At 61.4% G+C, this 19,867-nt stretch carries 16 protein-coding genes; 5 read left to right on the top strand and 11 right to left on the bottom strand.

From position 1 onward, the window contains the following. Positions 1 to 141: 141 nt before the first annotated feature. The gene (gene fba, locus A462_RS20290) at positions 142 to 1,206 is read left to right on the top strand and encodes a class II fructose-bisphosphate aldolase (protein WP_003177554.1); all 1,065 of its coding nucleotides are present in this window, start codon (positions 142 to 144) and stop codon (positions 1,204 to 1,206) included. 59 nt (positions 1,207 to 1,265) lie between these two features. On the opposite strand, the gene A462_RS20295 is transcribed toward fba, so the two are convergent. The 3 genes from A462_RS20295 to A462_RS20305 all read right to left on the bottom strand — a co-directional run bounded on the left by A462_RS20295 (position 1,266) and on the right by A462_RS20305 (position 4,096). Next, positions 1,266 to 1,559: a hypothetical protein gene (locus A462_RS20295; RefSeq protein ID WP_008434070.1), complete on the bottom strand. Its 294-nt coding sequence runs from the start codon at positions 1,557 to 1,559 to the stop codon at positions 1,266 to 1,268. A 500-nt stretch (positions 1,560 to 2,059) separates the two neighbouring features. Then, positions 2,060 to 3,289, bottom strand: coding sequence for an alanine racemase (alr, locus tag A462_RS20300; protein ID WP_003216875.1), 1,230 nt, complete (start codon positions 3,287 to 3,289; stop codon positions 2,060 to 2,062). Between the two features lie 141 nt (positions 3,290 to 3,430). Beyond that, entirely contained in the window at positions 3,431 to 4,096 is a 666-nt protein-coding gene (locus A462_RS20305) for a polysaccharide lyase family 7 protein (RefSeq protein WP_003216876.1), read from the bottom strand. Between the two features lie 308 nt (positions 4,097 to 4,404). Here A462_RS20305 and A462_RS20310 point away from each other — a divergent pair, with 308 nt between their 5' ends. From A462_RS20310 to A462_RS20320, 3 genes are read left to right on the top strand one after another with little or no spacing between them, the layout of a single operon-like run. After that, positions 4,405 to 6,516: a putative bifunctional diguanylate cyclase/phosphodiesterase gene (locus A462_RS20310; protein ID WP_008434066.1), complete on the top strand. Its 2,112-nt coding sequence runs from the start codon at positions 4,405 to 4,407 to the stop codon at positions 6,514 to 6,516. A gap of 43 nt (positions 6,517 to 6,559) precedes the next feature. Continuing rightward, positions 6,560 to 7,060 (top strand): M48 metallopeptidase family protein, encoded by a 501-nt coding sequence (locus tag A462_RS20315; RefSeq protein ID WP_003216881.1) that lies wholly within the window; start codon positions 6,560 to 6,562, stop codon positions 7,058 to 7,060. Between the two features lie 19 nt (positions 7,061 to 7,079). Further along, the gene (locus A462_RS20320) at positions 7,080 to 7,376 is read left to right on the top strand and encodes a winged helix-turn-helix domain-containing protein (protein ID WP_008434063.1); all 297 of its coding nucleotides are present in this window, start codon (positions 7,080 to 7,082) and stop codon (positions 7,374 to 7,376) included. Positions 7,377 to 7,491: 115 nt separating this feature from the next. Here the strand turns inward: A462_RS20320 and A462_RS20325 are convergent, their stop codons facing one another. Beyond that, on the bottom strand, positions 7,492 to 7,944 hold the full coding sequence (locus tag A462_RS20325) for a GNAT family N-acetyltransferase (RefSeq protein WP_008434061.1): 453 nt from the start codon (positions 7,942 to 7,944) through the stop codon (positions 7,492 to 7,494). Positions 7,945 to 8,164: 220 nt separating this feature from the next. On the opposite strand from A462_RS20325, the gene A462_RS20330 reads away from it, so the two are divergent. Further along, on the top strand, positions 8,165 to 8,902 hold the full coding sequence (locus tag A462_RS20330; protein WP_008434060.1) for a substrate-binding periplasmic protein: 738 nt from the start codon (positions 8,165 to 8,167) through the stop codon (positions 8,900 to 8,902). A 104-nt stretch (positions 8,903 to 9,006) separates the two neighbouring features. On the opposite strand, the gene yccS is transcribed toward A462_RS20330, so the two are convergent. The 7 genes from yccS to A462_RS20365 form a co-directional block, all read right to left on the bottom strand. Continuing rightward, complete coding sequence (gene yccS, locus A462_RS20335) at positions 9,007 to 11,190, bottom strand: YccS family putative transporter (RefSeq protein ID WP_003216889.1); 2,184 nt, start codon at positions 11,188 to 11,190, stop codon at positions 9,007 to 9,009. Positions 11,191 to 11,424: 234 nt separating this feature from the next. Continuing rightward, positions 11,425 to 12,603: an NAD(P)/FAD-dependent oxidoreductase gene (locus tag A462_RS20340; protein WP_008434057.1), complete on the bottom strand. Its 1,179-nt coding sequence runs from the start codon at positions 12,601 to 12,603 to the stop codon at positions 11,425 to 11,427. A 160-nt stretch (positions 12,604 to 12,763) separates the two neighbouring features. Continuing rightward, the gene (gene dbpA, locus A462_RS20345) at positions 12,764 to 14,101 is read right to left on the bottom strand and encodes an ATP-dependent RNA helicase DbpA (protein ID WP_231988901.1); all 1,338 of its coding nucleotides are present in this window, start codon (positions 14,099 to 14,101) and stop codon (positions 12,764 to 12,766) included. A gap of 130 nt (positions 14,102 to 14,231) precedes the next feature. Beyond that, positions 14,232 to 15,659, bottom strand: coding sequence for a multidrug transporter subunit MdtD (gene mdtD, locus A462_RS20350; protein WP_003216894.1), 1,428 nt, complete (start codon positions 15,657 to 15,659; stop codon positions 14,232 to 14,234). Between the two features lie 36 nt (positions 15,660 to 15,695). Then, on the bottom strand, positions 15,696 to 16,586 hold the full coding sequence (locus tag A462_RS20355; protein WP_003216895.1) for an alpha/beta fold hydrolase: 891 nt from the start codon (positions 16,584 to 16,586) through the stop codon (positions 15,696 to 15,698). Between the two features lie 329 nt (positions 16,587 to 16,915). Further along, a complete protein-coding gene (locus A462_RS20360; RefSeq protein WP_008434052.1) occupies positions 16,916 to 18,232 on the bottom strand; it encodes a TldD/PmbA family protein in 1,317 nt (438 codons plus the stop codon). Further along, the gene (locus A462_RS20365) at positions 18,232 to 19,674 is read right to left on the bottom strand and encodes a TldD/PmbA family protein (protein ID WP_008434050.1); all 1,443 of its coding nucleotides are present in this window, start codon (positions 19,672 to 19,674) and stop codon (positions 18,232 to 18,234) included. Before A462_RS20365 ends, A462_RS20360 begins: the two co-directional genes overlap by 1 nt. Between the last annotated feature and the right edge of the window lie 193 nt (positions 19,675 to 19,867).

Here is a 19,867-nt window from a genome sequence, read left to right as displayed (position 1 = left end):
CCGGCAAGCCGGCTCCTACAGACAGGTTTAACGATTAAGCAGGGCAGGCTTTGAAAGCCTGACCTTCAATAACTTGAATAGCAGCCGCCGCTACGGCAGGCTTGCACGATTAACGACCCTCGACCGGGAGAGAGACTCACAATGGCACTTATCAGCATGCGCCAGATGTTGGACCACGCAGCCGAATTCGGCTATGGCGTTCCAGCCTTCAACGTCAACAACCTTGAGCAGATGCGCGCCATTATGGAAGCCGCTGACAAGACTGACTCTCCAGTGATCGTCCAGGCTTCGGCCGGCGCGCGCAAATACGCCGGTGCCCCGTTCCTGCGTCACCTGATCCTCGCCGCGATCGAAGAATTCCCGCACATCCCGGTGTGCATGCACCAGGACCACGGCACCAGCCCTGACGTGTGCCAGCGCTCCATCCAGTTGGGCTTCAGCTCGGTAATGATGGACGGTTCCCTGGGCGAAGACGGCAAGACCCCGACCGACTACGAATACAACGTACGCGTCACCCAACAAACCGTGGCCATGGCTCACGCCTGTGGCGTTTCGGTTGAAGGCGAGCTGGGCTGCCTGGGTTCCCTGGAAACCGGCATGGCCGGTGAAGAAGACGGTATCGGCGCCGAAGGCGTACTGGATCACAGCCAAATGCTGACCGATCCGGAAGAAGCCGCCGACTTCGTGAAAAAGACCCAAGTTGACGCCCTGGCCATCGCCATCGGCACCAGCCACGGCGCCTACAAATTCACCAAGCCACCTACCGGCGACGTGTTGGCCATCGACCGCATCAAGGAAATCCACAAGCGCATCCCGAACACCCACCTGGTGATGCACGGTTCTTCCTCGGTACCGCAAGAGTGGCTGGCGATCATCAACCAGTACGGCGGCGACATCAAAGAAACCTACGGCGTGCCGGTTGAAGAAATCGTCGAAGGCATCAAGTACGGCGTGCGCAAGGTCAACATCGACACCGACCTGCGCCTGGCCTCCACCGGTGCAATGCGTCGCCTGATGGCCACCAACCCGAGCGAATTTGACCCACGTAAATTCTTCGGCGCTACCGTGACTGCCATGCGTGATGTATGTATCGCACGTTACGAAGCCTTCGGTACTGCGGGCAACGCTTCGAAGATCAAGCCGATCTCCCTGGAAGCGATGTACCAGCGTTACCTGAAAGGTGAGTTGAACGCCAAGGTCAACTAAGCCTTACGCGTTAATGAAAAGCCCGCAGCGATGCGGGCTTTTTTGTGGCTGAAATTTGATCAGGCGGCTGCGGGGGTGTCGAAGCCGCGGTATTCGATGACGCGGAATACGTCGCTTACGTCCTGCACCAGGATGCGGGCGGTGTTGGCTACGTGGTTCAGGTCACGCTCCGCAAAATCGGGCAGGCTGGAGCAGGCCATCAAGTTGAGGTGTTCGAGGGCGGCGTTGAGGCGTTCACGCAGGCAGGCGTGCAGGTCCGTGAGTGGTGCATCGCTGTCGATCAATAGCACGGGGTATTCGGTGGCTGTTTCGGTGCAAGGGGTGAAACGGCGGGGTGGGAGTTGTGGCTTCATGGCAAATCCTTAACTCAAAAGAAAATTGGCCACCGTTTGCTGCGAAACAAATAGGGTGGCAGCTGTACGCGGGTTCGCAGACCGAGGAGTTAAGACCCGGCAGACCCGAAGGTCTCCCACGTACAACCGCCATAAAAAGCCGAGCATTGGCAGGACTGCCTATGTCGTATTTTGACGGGTACGGTATTAACTCTGTAGGGCTGCGAAACCCTATCGCCGTTCAATGCCGGCGACGGGGCGAACTATAAGCGGCGCTCCGGTTCACCGCAACGGCCCTGTAGGACACAGAACCCCTGTGGGAGCCGGCGGTGCGACGATTCGACTTGCCCGCGATGGCGGTGTGCCAGTCGAGGAATAAGTTGGCTGATACACCGCCATCGCGGGCAAGTCGAATCGTCGCACCGCCAGCTCCCACAGGGATACGTGTTGGTTAAGTGATTGTGTTAATCACCGAATGATCCTTGGGTCCATAGGACAGTGCCTACGAGATGTGAGGAGACTTAGTTCTCCACCAGCACCTTCGGATTCGAGTTACCCCACACCGTATACAGATCCGCCAGCAACGCACCGTTGATGTCTTCAACCTCCGCCTGGCTGGTCTCCACCGCGCCCTGCTTGCCGAACAACACCACCTCATCGCCGCTCTTCACGGTCGGCACGTCGGTGACATCGACCATCAGGGTGTTCATCGACACCTTGCCCACCACCGGCACCCGGTGCCCGTTGATCAGCACGATGCCTTTGTTGGTAAACGCCCGGCGATAGCCGTCGGAATAACCCACGGTGATGTTCGCCAGTTTCGAATCCCGCGCCAGGGTGTAGGTGCGGTCGTAGCCTACGGTGTTGCCTTTCGGGTAGCTGTTGACCGACGCCACGTGGGATTTGAACTGCATCACGCGCTTGTATTCGGTGAACGACGGTACGGTATCGCCAAACAGCAGGCCGCCCGGACGAACCATGTCCAGCCGCGACTCGGGCACTTCCAGGGTGGCGAAGGAGTTGGCGGCGTGCAGGGTGATTTTGCTGCGGTCGAGCTGGGCAACGTTGATCAGCCAGTTGGCTTGTTCGTTGAACGCCTTGAGCCCGGTGCGCACGTCGGCGGCGTCTTCAACGGCGAAGTGGGTCATGATCGCCGTCACCTGCAGGTTTGGCACCTTGGTAATCGCTACGGCGTCGCGGCGGCCCTGGGCGGTGGTCATTTCCACACCGTTGCGGCTCATGCCGCTGGAGTTCAGGCCCAGGTGCACGACCAGTGGGCGGCCGTGGTTTTCGGCGATCAGGCTGGCGCGCACGGCGAAGTCCAGATTGCCCACCAGCTCTTCGACGTTATACGGCAAAGCAGCTTCCAGCTCGCTCAGGGCGGCGGTGCGTACGCGGATCAGTTGGCCCTTGAAGCCGCTTTCACGGACCACGCGGGCTTCTTCGTTGCTGGCGATGCCGACGCAGGGCACGCCCAGTTTGATCACCGAGGGCATCAGTAAACCGATGCCGTGACCGTAGGCGTCCGCCTTGAGCACGGCGCAGATTTTCGACTTGTCAGCGAGGCTGGCTTGGAGGGTGCGGATATTGTTTTCGAAGGCGACCTTGTTGATTTCGACCCAGGCGTTGCTGTCCTGGATATTGACCTGGGCCACCCCGTCGGCCATCGAGAGGGGCGGGGCGGCGAAGGCCGGGTTTTGCAGCAGTGCCATGCCCATAGAGAGGGCGAGCAGGGTGCGGGAAAAGGGCATTGGGCAGTCTCCATGACTTTCTTGTAGGGGGTAGTGCGCGTGCGCGGCGCCATACTCGGATTGTCCTACAAGAAAGTCGAGACCCTGGGTCGCGGTTCTGTCCTAAAGCGTCGTGGGACCGGTCGCTGAAGCGAATCAGCTTCAGTCGTGATCAATGTCCAGCTTGGCAAACGTCACGCGGGCGCCTTCCTTGCTGTTGCCGCTGTTGTCCTGCACGTAGGCGCCGGCCTTGAAGTACAGCGGTTGTTTGCCCCACGCAGCGCCGATGCGTTCGTTCCATTGCCCATTGGCAGCGTCGACGCTCAACAATCCGGCCTTGTTCAGGTGGATGACATAGGTGAAGTCGCGGTCCAGCGGTACGTTCTCGGCGACGATGATCACCCGGCCTTCCGACTCGTCAGGGCGCATGCGCACCTTGGCGACGATGTTGCCGGTCTGGGTTTTTTCCTTGTATTGGTATTCGACCTTGATCAGTGGCTTCTGGCTTTCGTAGGCGTGGATTTGACCGATCACCACCTTGCCGGAGGACGGCACCTTGTTGACCGCCAACGTGGCACGCAGGAAATTGTCGGCGTCGCTGTACAGCCAGTTGCGCAGGCGGCCGTCGGCGTAGGTTTCCCGCAGTTCGCTGCGAGGGTAAACGGCGTTCTCGGTACGCGTGCCGGTCACCGGGGTCCAGAATTGCACGCTGCTGCCTTCGGCCTGGAAGTATTGGTCCTTGAACCCGCTGAGCAGTTTCGGCGTGTCGATGGTCGAGGGCGGGGAGCCGACGGGGATGCTCAGGTTCCAGGTGGACAGATCAATCATTGAATACGCCTTTAACGGGGAGAGAAGGCCTTGGCTCGGGAGCCGGCACTTTCTTTATAGGTGGCTCGAAATGGATTGTTAATGGCTTTGTGGCGGATTGTTGGCGCCAATGAAATGTCAAAAAGCCATGTTTCCCGTAAACCGCGGGCTGTAGACACTGACCGTTAGTCGGTTGTCTGGGCTTTGGCGCAATGATGGCACCGTCGTGGCTTCTGCTTTATGGGATCCAGGGCTAGAGTGAGCCCTTATTGTTTATCCGGTTTTGTCGCAAAAATGACCGGAATGACTCCGACGAAAGAGAAGCAGCAATGGAATGCGCTCCAATCAAGCCTCGCGATGGTTGTTCAGTGCTTTTGGTGGTCGATGACTATCCCGAAAACCTGATCAGCATGCGTGCGTTATTGCAGCGTGAAGATTGGCATGTGGTGACGGCGGCCTCCGGGGTGGAAGCCCTGGGATTGCTGCTCGAACACGACGTCGACCTGGTGTTGCTGGATGTGATGATGCCCGGCATGGACGGGTTCGAGGTGGCCCGGCTGATGCGCGGCAGCCAACGCACACAAATGACCCCGATCATCTTTCTCAGCGCTCACGCCCAATCGCCGGCGGCGATGCTGGAAGGCTATGCCAGCGGCGCGATCGACTACCTGCTGAAACCCTTCGACCCGAATATCCTCAAGCCCAAGGTCCAGGCCCTGCTGGAGCACCAGCGCAACCGCCGTGCCTTGCAGCGCCTGAGTCACGATCTGGAATCGGCCCGGGCCTTCAATGCCTCGGTGCTCGACAACGCCGCCGAAGGCATTCTGGTGGTGGGCGAAGACGGCGTGATCAGCTACGCCAACCCGGCGATTTCGCGGCTGATCAATGCGCCGGTCGCCGAGATCCAGGGTGCCGAGTTCCTGGGCTTCCTACAGAAGCCCCATGTGCCTGGGTGGTCCGATTCTGCCTTGTATGAAGGCTACAAACGTGGCGAAACCTGGCGCCTGCACGACGCCATCTTGCGCACCGCACCCGGCCAGCAGTTGCCCGTGGCGATGTCGTGCGCCCCGCTGCCGGCCGAGCAGAAAGCCATGGTGGTCACGGTGCTGGACATGTCCGAGGTGCGCCATCTGCATCAGCAACTGGAGTTCCAGGCCGTCACCGACCCGCTGACGGGCCTGCTCAATCGGCGTGGGTTTCACCAGTCGGTGGAGAATGTGCTGTTGCGCAGCGAGCGTAACGAGCAGTCGCTGGTGCTGCTGTACCTGGACCTGGACGGGTTCAAGCGGGTCAACGATTCCCTCGGCCACGACGCCGGAGACCGCGTGCTGCGCTGGGTCTCGGAACAGTTGAAGGCGTGCCTGCGCTCCTACGACATTCTTGGCCGCATGGGCGGGGATGAATTCACCGCGCTGCTGGAGCTGGAATTTCCGGAGCAGGCGGCCAAGATTGCGGAAAAACTGATCGAACGGGTGTCGATCTGTCAGCAGGTCGACGGTCTGGATGTGATGCTGGGCCTCAGTATCGGCATCGCCACTTTCCCGGACTGCGGCTCGGACCTCAACGGCCTGCTGCGCGCGGCGGACGTCGCGATGTACGAGGCCAAGCGCGCCGGGCGTCAGCAATATCGCTACTACGACCAGGAAATGAACGGCCGGGCCCGCTCGCGCCTGATGCTCGAAGACAGCGTACGCAGCGCCATCGACAGCAAGGATTTCACCCTGGTGTACCAGCCGCAGGTGTCGTTGCACGACGGCCATCTGCGGGGCGTCGAAGCGCTGCTGCGCTGGCAGCACCCGAGTGTCGGCGATGTGCCGCCGGGGCTGTTTCTGCCGTTGCTCGAAGAGGCGCGGCTGATCAGCCAGTTGAGCACCTGGATCTACCAGCAGGTGGCCGCCCAGCGGCAGGCATGGGCAGGGGTGTTCAGCGATGAGTTGGTCCTGAGCGTGAGCTTGAGCAGCAGCCAGTTCAATATGCCGAACCTGGCCAGCCAGCTGCAGCAGGTGCTGGAGCGACATGGGTTGCAAGGCCGGCAGATTGAGGTGGAGATCAGTGAAGAAAGCCTGATGCACAATCTGGATGAGTCCACCAAGCAGCTCAAGCTGTTGCGCCGGGCCGGCGTGCGGATTGCCCTGGATGATTTCGGCGCGGGCAACTGCTCCCTGGCCCACCTGCGGGACCTGGAATTCGACACCCTCAAGCTCGACCCGAAGCTGATCGCCCGCCTGCCGGGTTCATCCCGGGACGCGGCGATGGCGCGCAGCATTATCGAATTGTGCCGGCATTTTGATCTGCTGGTGATTGCCGAAGGCGTCGAGACCCAGGAGCAAGTTGAGTGGCTCAAGGCCAACGGCTGCCAGTTCATCCAGGGCCCGCAGGTGGCGCCGCCGTTGATCGCGGATGAAATTGCCGACTGGCGCCTGCGCGCAGCCGCCCGCTGAATTCGCTACACTGGCGCCCATTCAAATACCCGTTGTTGACCCCATGACCGCGCTGAAATACCTCCAGGCCTACCCCCCAGCATTGCAGGAGCAAGTGCGCCAGTTGATTGCCAAGGACCAACTCGGCGACTACCTGACCCAGCGCTACCCCGAACGGCATGGCGTGCAGAGCGACAAAGCGCTGTACAGCTACGCCCAGGCCCTGAAGCAGGAACACCTGCGCAACGCCCCGGCCATCGACAAGGTGTTGTTCGATAACCGCCTGGACCTGACCCACCGAGCCCTCGGCCTGCACACCACCATCTCTCGGGTGCAGGGTGGCAACCTCAAGTCGAAGAAAGAAATCCGTATCGCCTCGCTGTTCAAGGAAGCCGCGCCGGAATTTCTGCGCATGATCGTGGTACACGAACTGGCGCACTTCAAGGAATCGGACCACAACAAGGCGTTCTACAAACTCTGTGAATACATGTTGCCGGGCTACCATCAGGTGGAATTCGACCTGCGGGTGTACCTGACCTGGCGGGACCTGCAGGGCAAGCCCTGACCTTCAAAGGCGATCGAGCATGGATGTGAGCAAGACCAAAAGCAGCTTCTACCGGCGCCTGTATGTGGCGTACCTGATTGATAGCCAGCTGGCCAGCAGCGTCCCGGCACTGACCGAGGTGACGGGCATGCCCCGGCGTACTGCACAGGACACGATTGCGGCGTTGGCGGACCTGGATATCGTGTGTGAGTTTGAACAGGAAGACGGCGCCCGCAACCATGCCGGGCGCTATCGGATTCGTGATTGGGGCGCGATTGATCGGCGCTGGATCGAGGCGAACCTGGCGAGCATTAAACAGGTGTTGGGTTACCCCTGAAAGCTTGGGGTGACCGGGCTGACGCCTTCGCGAGCAAGCCCGCTCCCACATTCGACCGCATTCCAAAGGTGGAACTCGGTCAAATGTGGGAGCGGGCTTGCTCGCGAAGAGGCCCTCATGCCCGGCGCATGCCTATATGTGGAATGTCATCCTCAAGGTATTCCTCACCCGCCGCCACAAACCCGTAACGCCCGTAATACCCCTGCAAATGCGCCTGGGCCGACAGATAGATCGGCACGTCGGGCCACTGTTTCTCTGCCTGCCTGAGGGCCTCATCCATCATCTGGTGGCCCAGCCCGGTACCCCGCGCGCTCGGCGCAACGATCACCCGGCCGATCACCACATCACCACCCTGTGATTCAGGATCCAGCAGGCGCAGGTAGGCCCGCAGTTGACCGTCATCCCAGGCCATCAGGTGATGGGTGTCACCGTCCAGGTCCTGGCCGTCGATGTCCTGGTACACGCATTTCTGCTCGACCACGAAGACCTCCGAGCGCAGGCGCAAAATGGCGTACAGCTGCTCCTTGCCCAGGTCACTGTGGTGTTTGCAGACCCATTCGACTGTCATGGTGTTCTCTCGGCTGATTGTCTGGTCAGGATAGTAAGCGCGCGGGAGGCGAGTGTCTAAATTGCGGTTTTTTTGTGAGTGAGATCAATTTGCCATCATTCTCTGCGTGCGACGCTGCCGTCTTTGTGTAATCTGCAGTACAGGCTCATTGATGAACTACTGTTAAATCCTCGGGTTGCCCCAGAGGTCAGGCCATAGAATGCCCGCCAAGGACTTGAGCATGCCGCGATTTTCTCGTGCCGTTGCTTTGATCGGTTTGTTGTTGCTGGCCCAGGCGGCGGCGGCAGAACGCTTGCGACTGGTGGCGGATGCCTGGCCGCCGTTCACTGACGCCACCCTGGTCAATGGTGGTTTGGCCACCGACATCGTGACCACCGCCCTGGCCCGTGCCGGCTACGCCAGTGAGTTTGAACAGGTGCCCTGGGCGCGGGCGCTGATGGGCGTGGGCGATGGGCGTTACGACGTATTGGTGAACGCCTGGTACGACGATGCGCGTACTCAGTTGGGGCAGTTTTCCGGCGAATACCTGCTCAACCGGGTGCTGTTTCTCAAGCGCCGCGACGATCCCATCGAATACCAGAACCTGGAGCAGTTGCACGACTACCCCGTCGCGGTGGTGCGTGGCTATGCCTATTCAGCGGCGTTCGATGCCGATCCGCAATTGCAGAAAGTCCCGGTGCATAACTTCGCCATGGCCGTGCGCATGCTGGCGGCGCAGCGGGTGCGGCTGACGCTGGAGGACGAATTCGTCGCCCGCTACTACCTGGCTCGGGAGTCCGCCACCGTGCGCAACGCGGTGGAGTTTTTGCCGGTGCCGCTGAGCGAAAACAGCCTGCACATTCTGGTTAGCCTGAAAAATCCTCAGCATCAGCAGATTGTTGCCGGGTTTGATCGGGAGATTGCCAGGATGAAAGTGGATGGCAGTTATGCGCGGTTGATGAAGCAGCACGGGATGTAGTGAGGCTAATGGCCCCTTCGCGAGCAAGCCCGCTCCCACATTCGACCGCATTCCAAAGGTGGAACTCGGCCGAATGTGGGAGCGGGCTTGCTCGCGAAGAGGGTTCAGGCTTCGCTGGTATCTTTGATCAGGTGAGCCGCCAACGTGCGCAACGGCCCCAGTTGCCGGCAGATCAGCGCCAATTGCGTCTGCACCAGCCGCTGCCCTTCGTCAATTTCATCCGGCATCTGCTCCAGGTCCACTGCCAAGGCTTCCTCGGCATCACTCTGAATCGCAATTGGCTGCTTGTTCGCCAGCCCCGTGGCGATCTCGTCGATGCTCGCCGCCAGCGTCTTCCCGGCGCCTTCGATCAAGTGCTCGCGCACTTCCGCCGGCAGTTGGGTTTCCCGGTGGGCGCCCAGCCCCGACAGGTAGCTGAGCAGCGTGTGGGACAGCACCAGGAACCTGAACCCCACGTCCGCTTCCTTACGGAAATGCCCCGGCTCCATCAGCATGTTCGCCAGGGTGGTGGACAGCGCGGCGTCGGCGTTGTGGGCATTGCGCCGGGCGAGGCGGTAAGCCAGGTCGTCGCTTTTGCCCGCGGCGTACTGCTGCATGATCTGGCGCAGGTAGATGCTGTTGCAGGTCAGGGTATTGGCCAACACCTTGTTCAGGCGCCGGCCCTGCCAGTCCGGCAGGAACAGGAACACTGCCAGTCCGGCGATCAGGCTGCCGAGCAAGGTATCGAACAGCCGTGGCAGGAACAGCCCGTAGCCGTCGCCCACCTGGTTGAAGCAGAACAGCACCATCAGCGTGATCGCAGCGGTCGCCAGGGTGTAGCGCGTGGTGCGGTTGATAAAGAACACCAGGCCGGCGGCAATGGCGAACATCGACTGGATCAGCGGGTTGGGGAACAGGTCGAACAGCGCCCAGGCGATGGTCAGGCCGATGGCGGTGCCGATGATCCGCTGGCCCAGCTTGCGCCGGGTGGCGCCGTAGTTTGGCTGGCACACGAACAGCGTGGTGAGGATGATCCAATAGCCTTGGGACGGGTGAATCAAGTGCACCATCCAGTAGCCGATACTCAGCGCCAGGGGCAGGCGCAGGGCATGGCGGAACAGCAACGAAGTCGGCGTCAACTGCGTGCGCAGGCGCGTCCACATTTCCTTGAGGTTGCGCGGTGCACGGTCCAGCAGGCTGCTGTCGGTGGCATCGGCCAGGCTGTCGGGGTTGGCGGCGTCGCCCAGCAGGCGGTCCAGGGTCGACAGGTTGGCCGCCAAGGCGCGCAGGGAGCGCAGCAGGCCGCGCCAGGCCGGGTTGCTCTGGATGCGCAGGTGTTCCAGGGAGGCGTTGAGGTCGCCCAGGGCTTCGGCGAAGCTGTCGTCATAAACGAACGGCTGGCGCATCTGGATCGATTCGGCCAGGGTCTGGCAGGCCTTGCCTTGCTGGCGCAACAGGCGCTGGCAGCGGAACAGCACGTCGCTGTGGAAGAAGGCTTCGGCGAGGGCGTTGTAAGGGTAGTGCGAGGAGCTGGCGCGCTCGTGGATGTCTTGGGCCAGGAAGTACAGCTTGAGGTAGCGGCTGACCTTGGAGCCCGGGCGACCATTGCCGACCCGGTGCAGGATGATCTCTTTGGCGGCGTTCAGTGCTGCCACCACCCGGCCGTTCTGCTGCGCCAGTTCCAGGCGCCGCGCTTCCACATCCAGTTGGCGGATCGGTTCGAACAGCGACGACTTGAGCTTGAGGTAACGCCCCAGCTCCCGAAACAGTCGCGCCAGGCTCTGCTGCACCGGCTGGTTGGAAAACAGCACCTGCCACAACACCGACAGCGCGCCATACCACGCGGCGCCGGCCACCAGCAGCAAGGGTTCATGCCAGAAGTCGGTGACGGCGCCACCGCGCTGGTCCACGCCGATCATGGTGTAGACCGAGAGAATCAGGGTGGCCGAAGCGATCGCCCCATAACGCTCGCCGAGGGCACCGAGCATGGTCAGGCCGAAGCTGGATAGAGCCAGGAAGATCGCGAAGATCCAGGGATAAGGGAAAAGCAGTTCGACGGACAGTGCCGCAGTGCTGAAGCACACCAGTGTCACGGCCAGGGCGTTGAGCCGGCCTTGCCAGTTGTCATCGGTCTCGGCCAGGGCGCTGGCAATAATGCCCAGGAACAGCGGGATCAGCAGCGCCATTTCATTCTGGTACCAGCACAGCGCCATGCTGCCGGTCAGGGCGATGAATACCCGTACGCTGTAACTGAACTTATCCAGTGCCCAAAGGCGCCGCATGGACTGCTTGAAGGAGGTCGATGACATGAAGTCTGGGGTCTTCCGGGACGATGCCGCTAAATTGAGCCAGTAATGACGCCACGGCAAGCGTGGCGATCACATCTGAGAGCAAAATTTATTCCAGTCATTACTTCCAAGCACACCACGAACCAAATGTGGGAGCGGGCTTGCTCGCGAAGGCGGTGTATCAGTCACTGATGTATTAGCTGACACTCCGCCTTCGCGAGCAAGCCCGCTCCCACATTTTTTTACCGGGTTCCGTCAGGCAAATTGGGCAGCGGCATAACCGGAGGCCCACGCCCACTGGAAATTGAACCCGCCCAGGTGACCGGTCACATCCAACACTTCGCCGATGAAGTACAAACCAGGGCTTTTCAGGGATTCCATGGTCTTGGACGAGACTTCCCGGGTGTCCACGCCACCCAGGGTGACCTCGGCGGTGCGATAGCCTTCAGTACCCGCCGGCACCAGTTGCCAGCGCCCCAGTTTGCCGGCGATGTCGGCAATCTCGGCGTGGGTGTACTGCTTCATCGGCTTGGAAACGAACCAGGTTTCGGCCAGCAGGTTGGCCATCTTCTTGGTGAAGATCTCACCCAGCAGGGTTTTCAGCTCGCTGTTCGGGCGCTCCACCTGTTGCGCTTGCAGCCAGGTGTGGGCGTCGTGGTCGGGCAGCAGGTTGATTTCCACCGTGTCGCCGGGTTCCCAGTAGGAGGAAATCTGCAGGATCGCCGGCCCGCTCAGGCCGCGGTGGGTAAACAGGATGTTCTCGCGAAAGCTCTGGTCGTTGCAGCTCACCAGGCAATCCACGGACGTACCGGACAGCTCGCCGCACAATTCCTTGAGCTGGTCGGTGATGGTGAACGGCACCAGCCCGGCGCGCGTTGGCAGCAGTTCATGGCCGAACTGCTTGGCGACCTGGTAACCAAAGCCGGTGGCACCCAGGGTCGGGATCGACAGCCCGCCGGTGGCGATCACCAGTGATTCGCAGCGCAACTCACCCAGGGTGGTTTGCAACTGATAGCCGCCATCGACCTTGGCAATCTCCTGCACCGAGGTGTCCAGGTGCATGCTCACGCCGACCTGGATGCACTCATCCAGCAGCATCCCGAGGATGTCGCTGGACTTGTTGTCGCAGAACAGCTGGCCGAGTTTTTTCTCGTGGTACGGCACGCCGTGCTTGGCCACCAGCGCGATGAAATCCCACTGGGTGTAGCGGGCCAGGGCGGACTTGCAGAAGTGCGCGTTGTGGGAGAGGAAGTTGGCGGGCTCCGTGTACATATTGGTGAAGTTGCAGCGGCCACCGCCGGACATCAGGATCTTTTTGCCGGCCTTGTTCGCGTGGTCGATCAACATCACCTTGCGCCCACGCCCGGCGGCGGTCAGCGCACACATCAAGCCTGCGGCGCCGGCGCCAATGATCACAACTTCGGTCGAGCGCACAGCCATGTCCTCATACAAATTCTGAATTGGAATACAGTCAAATGTGGGAGCGGGCTTGCTCGCGAATGCGCAGTGTCAGTCACCGAATCTGTCGACTGATATACCGCATTCGCGAGCAAGCCCGCTCCCACATTTTTGATCTCGGTATAGCTTGAGATCTTTACAGGATACGCACGCGCAACGAACGGCCTTTGATCTTGCCGTCATTCAAACGCTGCAGCGCCTGCTTGGCGATACCGCGTTCAACGGCCACGAACGCCTGGAAATCAAAGATCGCGATCTTGCCGACCTGGGCCCCCGGAATCCCGGCTTCACCGGTCAGTGCGCCAAGGATATCGCCCGGGCGAACCTTGTCTTTACGGCCGGCGGCGATGCACAGGGTGCTCATCACCGGCAGCAACGGGCCGCCGCTTTGCGGCTTGAGGTTGTCCAACTGGTCCCAGTTCAGCGGCGACTTCTGCAACTGCTCGATGGCCTGGGCGCGGTGGGCTTCAGACGGGGCAACCAGGCTGATAGCGATGCCAGTCTCACCCGCGCGCCCGGTACGGCCCACGCGGTGAATGTGGATTTCCGAGTCGCGGGCCAGTTCGACGTTGATCACCATGTCCAGCGCATCAATATCCAGGCCACGGGCGGCTACGTCGGTGGCCACCAGTACCGATGTACTGCGGTTGGCAAACATCGCCAGCACCTGGTCACGGTCGCGCTGTTCCAGGTCGCCATGCAGGCCAACGGCGGAGATGCCCTTGGAGGTCAGGTGATCCACGGTTTCCTGCACTTGCTGCTTGGTGAAGCAGAAGGCTACGCAAGAAGCCGGACGGAAATGCGCCAGGACCTTGGTCACCGCGTCCATGCGCTCTTCCGGGGAAATCTCGTAGAAGCGCTGCTCGATCTGATCGTCCGAGTGGAACGCTTCGGCCTTGACCTGTTGCGGCGCGCGCATGAATTTCGAGGCCAGTTGCTTGATGCTCACCGGGTAGGTGGCCGAGAACAGCAGGGTCTGGCGGCGGGCCGGGGTCTTGCTGATGATGTCTTCGATGGCGTCGTAGAAGCCCATGTCGAGCATGCGGTCGGCTTCATCGAGGATCAGCGTGTTCAAGCCGTCCAAAACCAGCGAACCCTTGCGCAGGTGCTGCTGGATGCGGCCCGGGGTGCCGACGATGACGTGGGCGCCGTGCTCCAGGGAGGCGATCTGCGGGCCGAGGGACACGCCGCCGCACAGGGTCAGCACCTTGATGTTGTCTTCGGCGCGGGCCAGGCGACGGATTTCCTTGGCCACCTGGTCAGCCAGCTCGCGGGTCGGGCACATGACCAGTGCCTGGCAACCGAAGTAGCGCGGGTTGATCGGGTTCAGCAGGCCGATGCCGAAGGCTGCGGTCTTGCCGCTGCCGGTCTTGGCCTGGGCAATCAGGTCCAGCCCTTTGAGGATCACCGGCAAGCTTTGCGCCTGGATCTGCGTCATCTCGACATAACCCAGCGAGTCGAGGTTAGCCAGCATGGCGGCGGACAGGGGCAAAGTATTAAAAGCGGTGGCGATGGTAGTCACGGGACTGGCTCTGCAAAACAAAATGTCGCGCAGTGTACCAGCCCCGTGGGATTTTCCCTGCAAGTTCTAGACGAGAAGCCTGTTAATGCTCAATGTCGTGCTCACGGCTGACCACGCGTTTGCCGTCTTTTGGCGACAATTGCAGGAAGATCGCCGCCGCCAGCATCGCCATGATGCCCACGGTGACGAAGGTCAACTGGAACGCGCCGAGCACGGTGTCGACCCCGTCGTTGCCCACTTCGGCGGTAAAACCACCCAGCAGCGCACCGGCGCAGGCCACCCCAAGGCTCAGGGACAACTGCGCCACCACCGACAGCAAACTGTTGCCGCTGCTGGCCTGGGCGTCGTCGAGGTCGATCAGGGTCACGGTGTTCATCGCGGTGAATTGCAGCGAGTTGATCGCCCCGAGGATCGCCAGCATGCTCAGCAGCAGCGGGTAGGGCGTGTGTTCGCTGACCAGGCCCATGCTTGCCAGCATGATGCCCAGCGCCAGGGTGTTGCCGGTCAGCACCACGCGGTAGCCCAGGCGCTCGATCAGCGGCCGGGCGATGGACTTGGCAAACATCGCCGCCGCCGCCAGGGGCAGCATGCTCATCCCGGCTTCGGACGGTGAGTAACCGAGCGCCACCTGCAGCAACAGCGGCACCAGGAAAGGCAACGCGCCGCTGCCCAGGCGAGCGAACAGGTTGCCGAGGATGCCCACCGCAAAGGTCCGGGTCTTGAACAGCACCGGCGAGAACAGCGGGTTGTCGATATGCCCGGCGCGCAGCCAATACGCCGCCAGGCACGCGAGGCCGCCGAACAGCAGCAACATCACCCGCAGGTGCGGCAGGTGCAATTCGCCGAGGCCTTCCATGGCGATAGTGATCAGCACCATCGCCGCGCCGAACAGCAGGAAACCCACGCCGTCGAACCGCGTACGTTCGCTGCCGCGCAGGTCGGGGATGAATTTCCAGACGGCGTAGCAGCCGATGATGCCCACTGGCAGGTTGATCAGGAAGATCCAGTGCCAGGTCAGGTATTGCACCATCCAGCCGCCCATGGTCGGGCCGAGCAGCGGGCCCAGCAGCCCGGGAATGGTGATGAAACCCATGATCCGCACCAGCTCCGAGCGCGGGTAGGCGCGCAGCACCACCAGCCTGCCCACCGGCAACATCAACGCACCGCCCAGGCCCTGGATCACCCGGGCGCCCACCAGCATGGTCAGCGTGCTGGAGAGCGCGCAGAGCAACGAGCCAATGCTGAACAGCATGATCGCGCCGAAGAAAATCTTCTTGGTGCCGAAGCGGTCGGCCACCCAACCCGAGGCGGGAATCAGCAGGGCCACGGTGAGCATGTAGGCAATCACTACGCCTTGCATGCGCAAGGGGTTCTCCGCCAGGTCTCGAGCCATGGCCGGCAAGGCGGTGTTGAGAATCGTCCCATCCAGCGACTGCATGAAGAAGGCAATCGCTACCACCCAGGGTAGCCAGCGGGCGGTCTTGGCATCGAGAGGGGCGCGATTCGGCATGAGTTACCTTTTTGTTAGCAGCCTATGTGTCGGCGATTATGCGCCATCGGCGGCTCCTTTTCCCACAGGCCCTTCGTCTATATCTGACAACGCCACGTGTTTGCCCACCAGGAAATCAATCAGCGCGCGGTGCACGGCCAGGGCCGCTTCGCGGGATTCCAGGTCGAGCAAATGGCCGGTGTGTTCGGCGGTGGCGAAGCTGCTGCGGCCTACGTATTTCTTGAACAGTTGGGCTTCGTCTGCCGGGGTGTACTCGTCCAGCACGCCGTTGAGGAAGTGCACCGGGGTTTCGATCCGGGTCAGTTGCGGCAGGTAGTTGCCGTCACCCAGGGCCAGCACCTGATGGATATGGAAGCGTGCCTGGCGATACTCGGTGGTGGCCATGGTCGACAGGTGCCGGTGGTTGTTGCGCTTGAGCCGGGGCGACAGGTATTTGCCCACGGTTTCATTCAGCAGATGGCCGACGGCGGATTTGTCATCGGCCTCGATCAGCACGCGCACCCGCTCTACGTATTCGAGCATGGCCTGGTTGAGGTTGGGCGCCAGTGCCATCACCACCGAGCTTTCAATCGACGGCGGGTTATGGGCGAGGGTCAGCAGCGTGGAAATCCCGCCCCATGAGGCAGACACCAGGTGGTTGACCTCAAAGCGTTCCACCAGAGCGCGCAGGATCTGCACTTCATCGTCCTTGGTCACAAGGTCGAGGTCGGTGTTGTGCGGGCGTGAATAGCCGGAGAACGGCAGGTCGAACATCAGCACATTGAAGTGCTCGGACAGGCACTTGCTGGTGCGTGCAAACGAGCGGGTGGTGGACAGCGCGCCGTTGACCAACAGCACGGTTTTCTTCTCTGGGTTGTTACCAAGCTGCTCTACGTGAACGTTGTAGTGCTTGAACAGCTTTTCAATGACAAAACTTCCATGGTTCATGTCAACGCTCCAGCTTGCCCTATCCCGGGCAAGGTCGTGCATCACTTGCGTGCAAGTGGGTTGAGGACGGCGGGGTGTTGTTTGAGTTTTTTTACCGCGCGGACGTGGCTAGGTGCCACCAACCTTTATAACGAGGTTTTTCGCGAGCGACAACTGGCCGGACGGCCAGGTGTCTGGAGTGGGGCTTTGAGGATGAACCGAATCAAAATGTGGAATGCGATCAACTGTGGGAGCGGGCTTGCTCGCGAATGCGGTGCCTCAGTCACAGATGTAGTGGCTGACACGCCGCATTCGCGAGCAAGCCCGCTCCCACATGGGTTTTGCGTTGCTTATAAGGTCAGGGTCAGGCGTTTTACCAATGCGCCCGGTAATAGATTCGACGAGGTATTGCGCTGGCTGTACGTACTCGCCGACAGCAGCAATTCCCGATCAGCGGTCAGCGCTTCCAGTTGCGAGCCCAGCAGGTTGTAAACGCTGTCATCAAAACGCATGGTGCTGACCGGCGCCTTGATCTCGCCGTCTTCGACCCAGAACGTGGCGAAGCGGGTCATGCCGGTCAGGCGTGCGGCGGGCTGGTCGGAGTAGTTCAGGTACCACAGGTTGCTGATGTACAAGCCGGTACCCAGTTGCTTGAGGATATCGGCCTGAGCCAGGTCGCCGGCGGCCATCTGCAGGGCGCTTGGAGATTCATCGCCGCTGGCGCCATTGGTGCTCAAGCCGTATTCGGCAGCACTGCGAGAGTTCACCAATTGGCCTTCAGCCTTGCCGGCATTGATCAGCTTCACATCACTGCGCGGATAGCCGTCACGGGAAAACGCCGAACTCAGGGAGCCGCTGACCTGTTCGTCCAGGGTCACCAGCGGGCTCAAGGACTGATCACCGCCATACAACCGTTGCAACGGACTGCCTTTGCTGGCGATGGCCTGGGCGGAAAACCCGCCCCAGGTCAGCATGCTGATGATCTCTTCCATGGCCGCCGGTGCCAGGTAGGCGCGGTATTGCCCCGGTGCCAGCGGGTGCAGCGGGCGACCAAGGTATTCCAGTTGCTCACGGGCCTGCTTGAAACGCTGGGCGAAGGCCACGCTGTCCCAATCGTTGCCGGCGTAGCTGGCTTTCACCGCTTCACCGTTGGCGTGGAACAGGCTGAAGTCGAAGTTGAAACTGTTGGCCTGGTGCCAGCCGAAGGCGCCTGATGAACTGGCGAAACCACGGCTGATAGGGCCGGCGGCGTAGAAGCCGACCATGTCCACACCTTCAGCGGCCAGGCTGACTGCTTCCAGCACCTGGGCCAGGTCCGGCAGTGGTCGGTCCTGCTGGTCCTTGTTTTGCCAGGCGTTGTGGTTGAGCAGCAGGTACGGATCCTGCGGCAACAACGGCAAGGTCTCGCGCAGTTGTTGCAGGCCGTCGGCCAGGCGCTGGCGATCCAGTTCAGGCTCGCCCGCCAGGGTGATACCGAGGTCGGCGTGGCGCCCGTCGTTGATCAGCTTCAGGTTCAGGCTGGCTTGTTGCACCTGGCCGGCCTGGCGCACTTTGCCGTGGTTGAAACGCACAAACTCGGAGGACTCGTCGGCGTAGCCGAGGTGGAATTGTTCTGTCTCGGTGATGGCCTGCTTGAGCCAATCGACCAATGCCTTGAAGTTGTTCATCAGGCATCTCCCCCAAATACATCAATATTGCTGAACACACAGGCCGGCGATGCATGGCCGACGCGGATCACCTGGTTCGGTTCGCCCTTGCCACAGTTTGGCGTACCCAGGACCCTGGAGGTGCTGGCGTCGCCTACAGCGCTGAGGTTGCGCCAGAACTGTGCGGAGATCGCCCGGTAGTTGGGGTTCTTGACCACGCCTTTGAGTTCACCGTTTTCAATCAACTGGCCCCATTCGCAACCGAACTGGAATTTGTTGCGCGCGTCGTCAATCGACCACGAACGGTTGGTGGACATCAGGATGCCGTTCTCGATACCGCCAATCAGCTGCGCCATGCTTTTGTTGCCGGGCTCGATGTTGAGGTTGGCCATGCGGTCGATCGGCGCGCGATTCCAGCTGCAGGCACGGCTGTTGGCCACGCCGTCCATGCCAGAACGGTATTGAGACAGCGCCCCGCCCAACGGTTTGAGCAGCAGACCCTCTCGGATCAGGAATTGCTTGCTGGCTTTGGTACCGTCGTCGTCATGGCCATAGCTGGCAAGCTGCTCGGGAATGTCCGGGTCAAAGGTCACGTTCAACAGGTTGGAGCCATATTGCAAATGGCCGAAATCGCTGGCCTTGACGAAGCTGGTGCCGGCGTAATTGCGCTCGTCGCCGAGGATGCGGTCCAGTTCCAGCGGGTGGCCGATGGATTCGTGGATCTGCAGGATCATCTGGTCGGGCGTCAGCAGCAGGTCGCGTTTGCCGTTGGGCGTGTTTGGCGCCAACAGTAATTGCAGGGCGCTGTCTGCGACTTTTGGGGCCGCGCCCACCAGGCCGAAGCGGCTGATCACGTCAAAGCCGCCTTGCTGGCCGAAGTTGGTGCCGCCCAGGGTGCGGGTCTGGCTGTCGTTGCCGTCGTAGGCCGTGACGTTGACACCCGGGAACACAAACCGCTGGGCCTGGCGCAGTTCGGCGCCGGCGCTGTTGAGGTAGATCTGTTCGACGTGGGTGGTGCCCAGGCTGACTTCCCAGTTCACCAGGCGCTCGTCCTTGGGCACGGCGGCCGATTCGGCGCCGAGCAGTTGGTAGCAGTCGCTCAGGGACGGAAAGGGCTGGTCTAGGTTCGGCGACAGGTAGTCGGCAATGTCGCTGGACACTGGCTGGTCGCGCAGGTCGAGCAGGGCGTGGGGCTTGATGAGCCGGGCTTGCTGTTCGGCGCGCTCAAGGGCGGCTTGCAGGCCGGGCAGGGAAATGTCGTGGGTGGCGGCGTAGGCTTCGACGCCATTGAGGCGCACGGTGAGCATCGCGCCTTCGTCCTGGCTGAGGTGTGGCGGCTCGGCGACGTTCTTGCGTACCGACAGGTACTGGCCGGACTCGCGGACGTAGCGCAGGGAAAAGAATTCGGCGGTGGTGCGCAGGGCACTGAACTGCTTTTTGAGTGTGGCGTGGTGTTCGAACATGGGGCCTTCCTTGTGGGCGGCTCGGCGCGGGCAGGCAAACAGAGTAGGCCTGGGCTGGGAGCTGATCAAGGAAAGTGTAGGCGGGCGGGAGGTCTTGCGGTGTCAGATCGGGCCTCTTCGGGAGCAAGCCCCCTCCCACATTTGATCGGGTTCACACGGTCAAAAATGTGGGAGCGGGCTTGCTCGCGAAGGG

This window comes from Pseudomonas sp. Ag1 (assembly GCF_000278565.1).
GTDB lineage: Bacteria > Pseudomonadota > Gammaproteobacteria > Pseudomonadales > Pseudomonadaceae > Aquipseudomonas.
Note: the sequence above shows the minus strand (reverse complement) of the source record. Positions and strands in the feature narration are given on the sequence as shown.

What these genes read in the sequence shown, in the direction of transcription:
- A462_RS20330 (WP_008434060.1), top strand. Translation starts at nt 8,165, where the DNA reads ATGCCGCGATTTTCTCGTGCCGTTGCTTTGATCGGTTTGTTGTTGCTG.
- A462_RS20310 (WP_008434066.1), top strand. Translation starts at nt 4,405, where the DNA reads ATGGAATGCGCTCCAATCAAGCCTCGCGATGGTTGTTCAGTGCTTTTG.
- A462_RS20320 (WP_008434063.1), top strand. Translation starts at nt 7,080, where the DNA reads ATGGATGTGAGCAAGACCAAAAGCAGCTTCTACCGGCGCCTGTATGTG.
- A462_RS20305 (WP_003216876.1), bottom strand. Translation starts at nt 4,096, where the DNA reads ATGATTGATCTGTCCACCTGGAACCTGAGCATCCCCGTCGGCTCCCCG.
- fba (WP_003177554.1), top strand. Translation starts at nt 142, where the DNA reads ATGGCACTTATCAGCATGCGCCAGATGTTGGACCACGCAGCCGAATTC.
- A462_RS20315 (WP_003216881.1), top strand. Translation starts at nt 6,560, where the DNA reads ATGACCGCGCTGAAATACCTCCAGGCCTACCCCCCAGCATTGCAGGAG.
- dbpA (WP_231988901.1), bottom strand. Translation starts at nt 14,101, where the DNA reads ATGCTGGCTAACCTCGACTCGCTGGGTTATGTCGAGATGACGCAGATC.
- yccS (WP_003216889.1), bottom strand. Translation starts at nt 11,190, where the DNA reads ATGTCATCGACCTCCTTCAAGCAGTCCATGCGGCGCCTTTGGGCACTG.
- A462_RS20365 (WP_008434050.1), bottom strand. Translation starts at nt 19,674, where the DNA reads ATGTTCGAACACCACGCCACACTCAAAAAGCAGTTCAGTGCCCTGCGC.
- A462_RS20360 (WP_008434052.1), bottom strand. Translation starts at nt 18,232, where the DNA reads ATGAACAACTTCAAGGCATTGGTCGATTGGCTCAAGCAGGCCATCACC.
- A462_RS20325 (WP_008434061.1), bottom strand. Translation starts at nt 7,944, where the DNA reads ATGACAGTCGAATGGGTCTGCAAACACCACAGTGACCTGGGCAAGGAG.
- A462_RS20295 (WP_008434070.1), bottom strand. Translation starts at nt 1,559, where the DNA reads ATGAAGCCACAACTCCCACCCCGCCGTTTCACCCCTTGCACCGAAACA.
- alr (WP_003216875.1), bottom strand. Translation starts at nt 3,289, where the DNA reads ATGCCCTTTTCCCGCACCCTGCTCGCCCTCTCTATGGGCATGGCACTG.
- A462_RS20355 (WP_003216895.1), bottom strand. Translation starts at nt 16,586, where the DNA reads ATGAACCATGGAAGTTTTGTCATTGAAAAGCTGTTCAAGCACTACAAC.
- mdtD (WP_003216894.1), bottom strand. Translation starts at nt 15,659, where the DNA reads ATGCCGAATCGCGCCCCTCTCGATGCCAAGACCGCCCGCTGGCTACCC.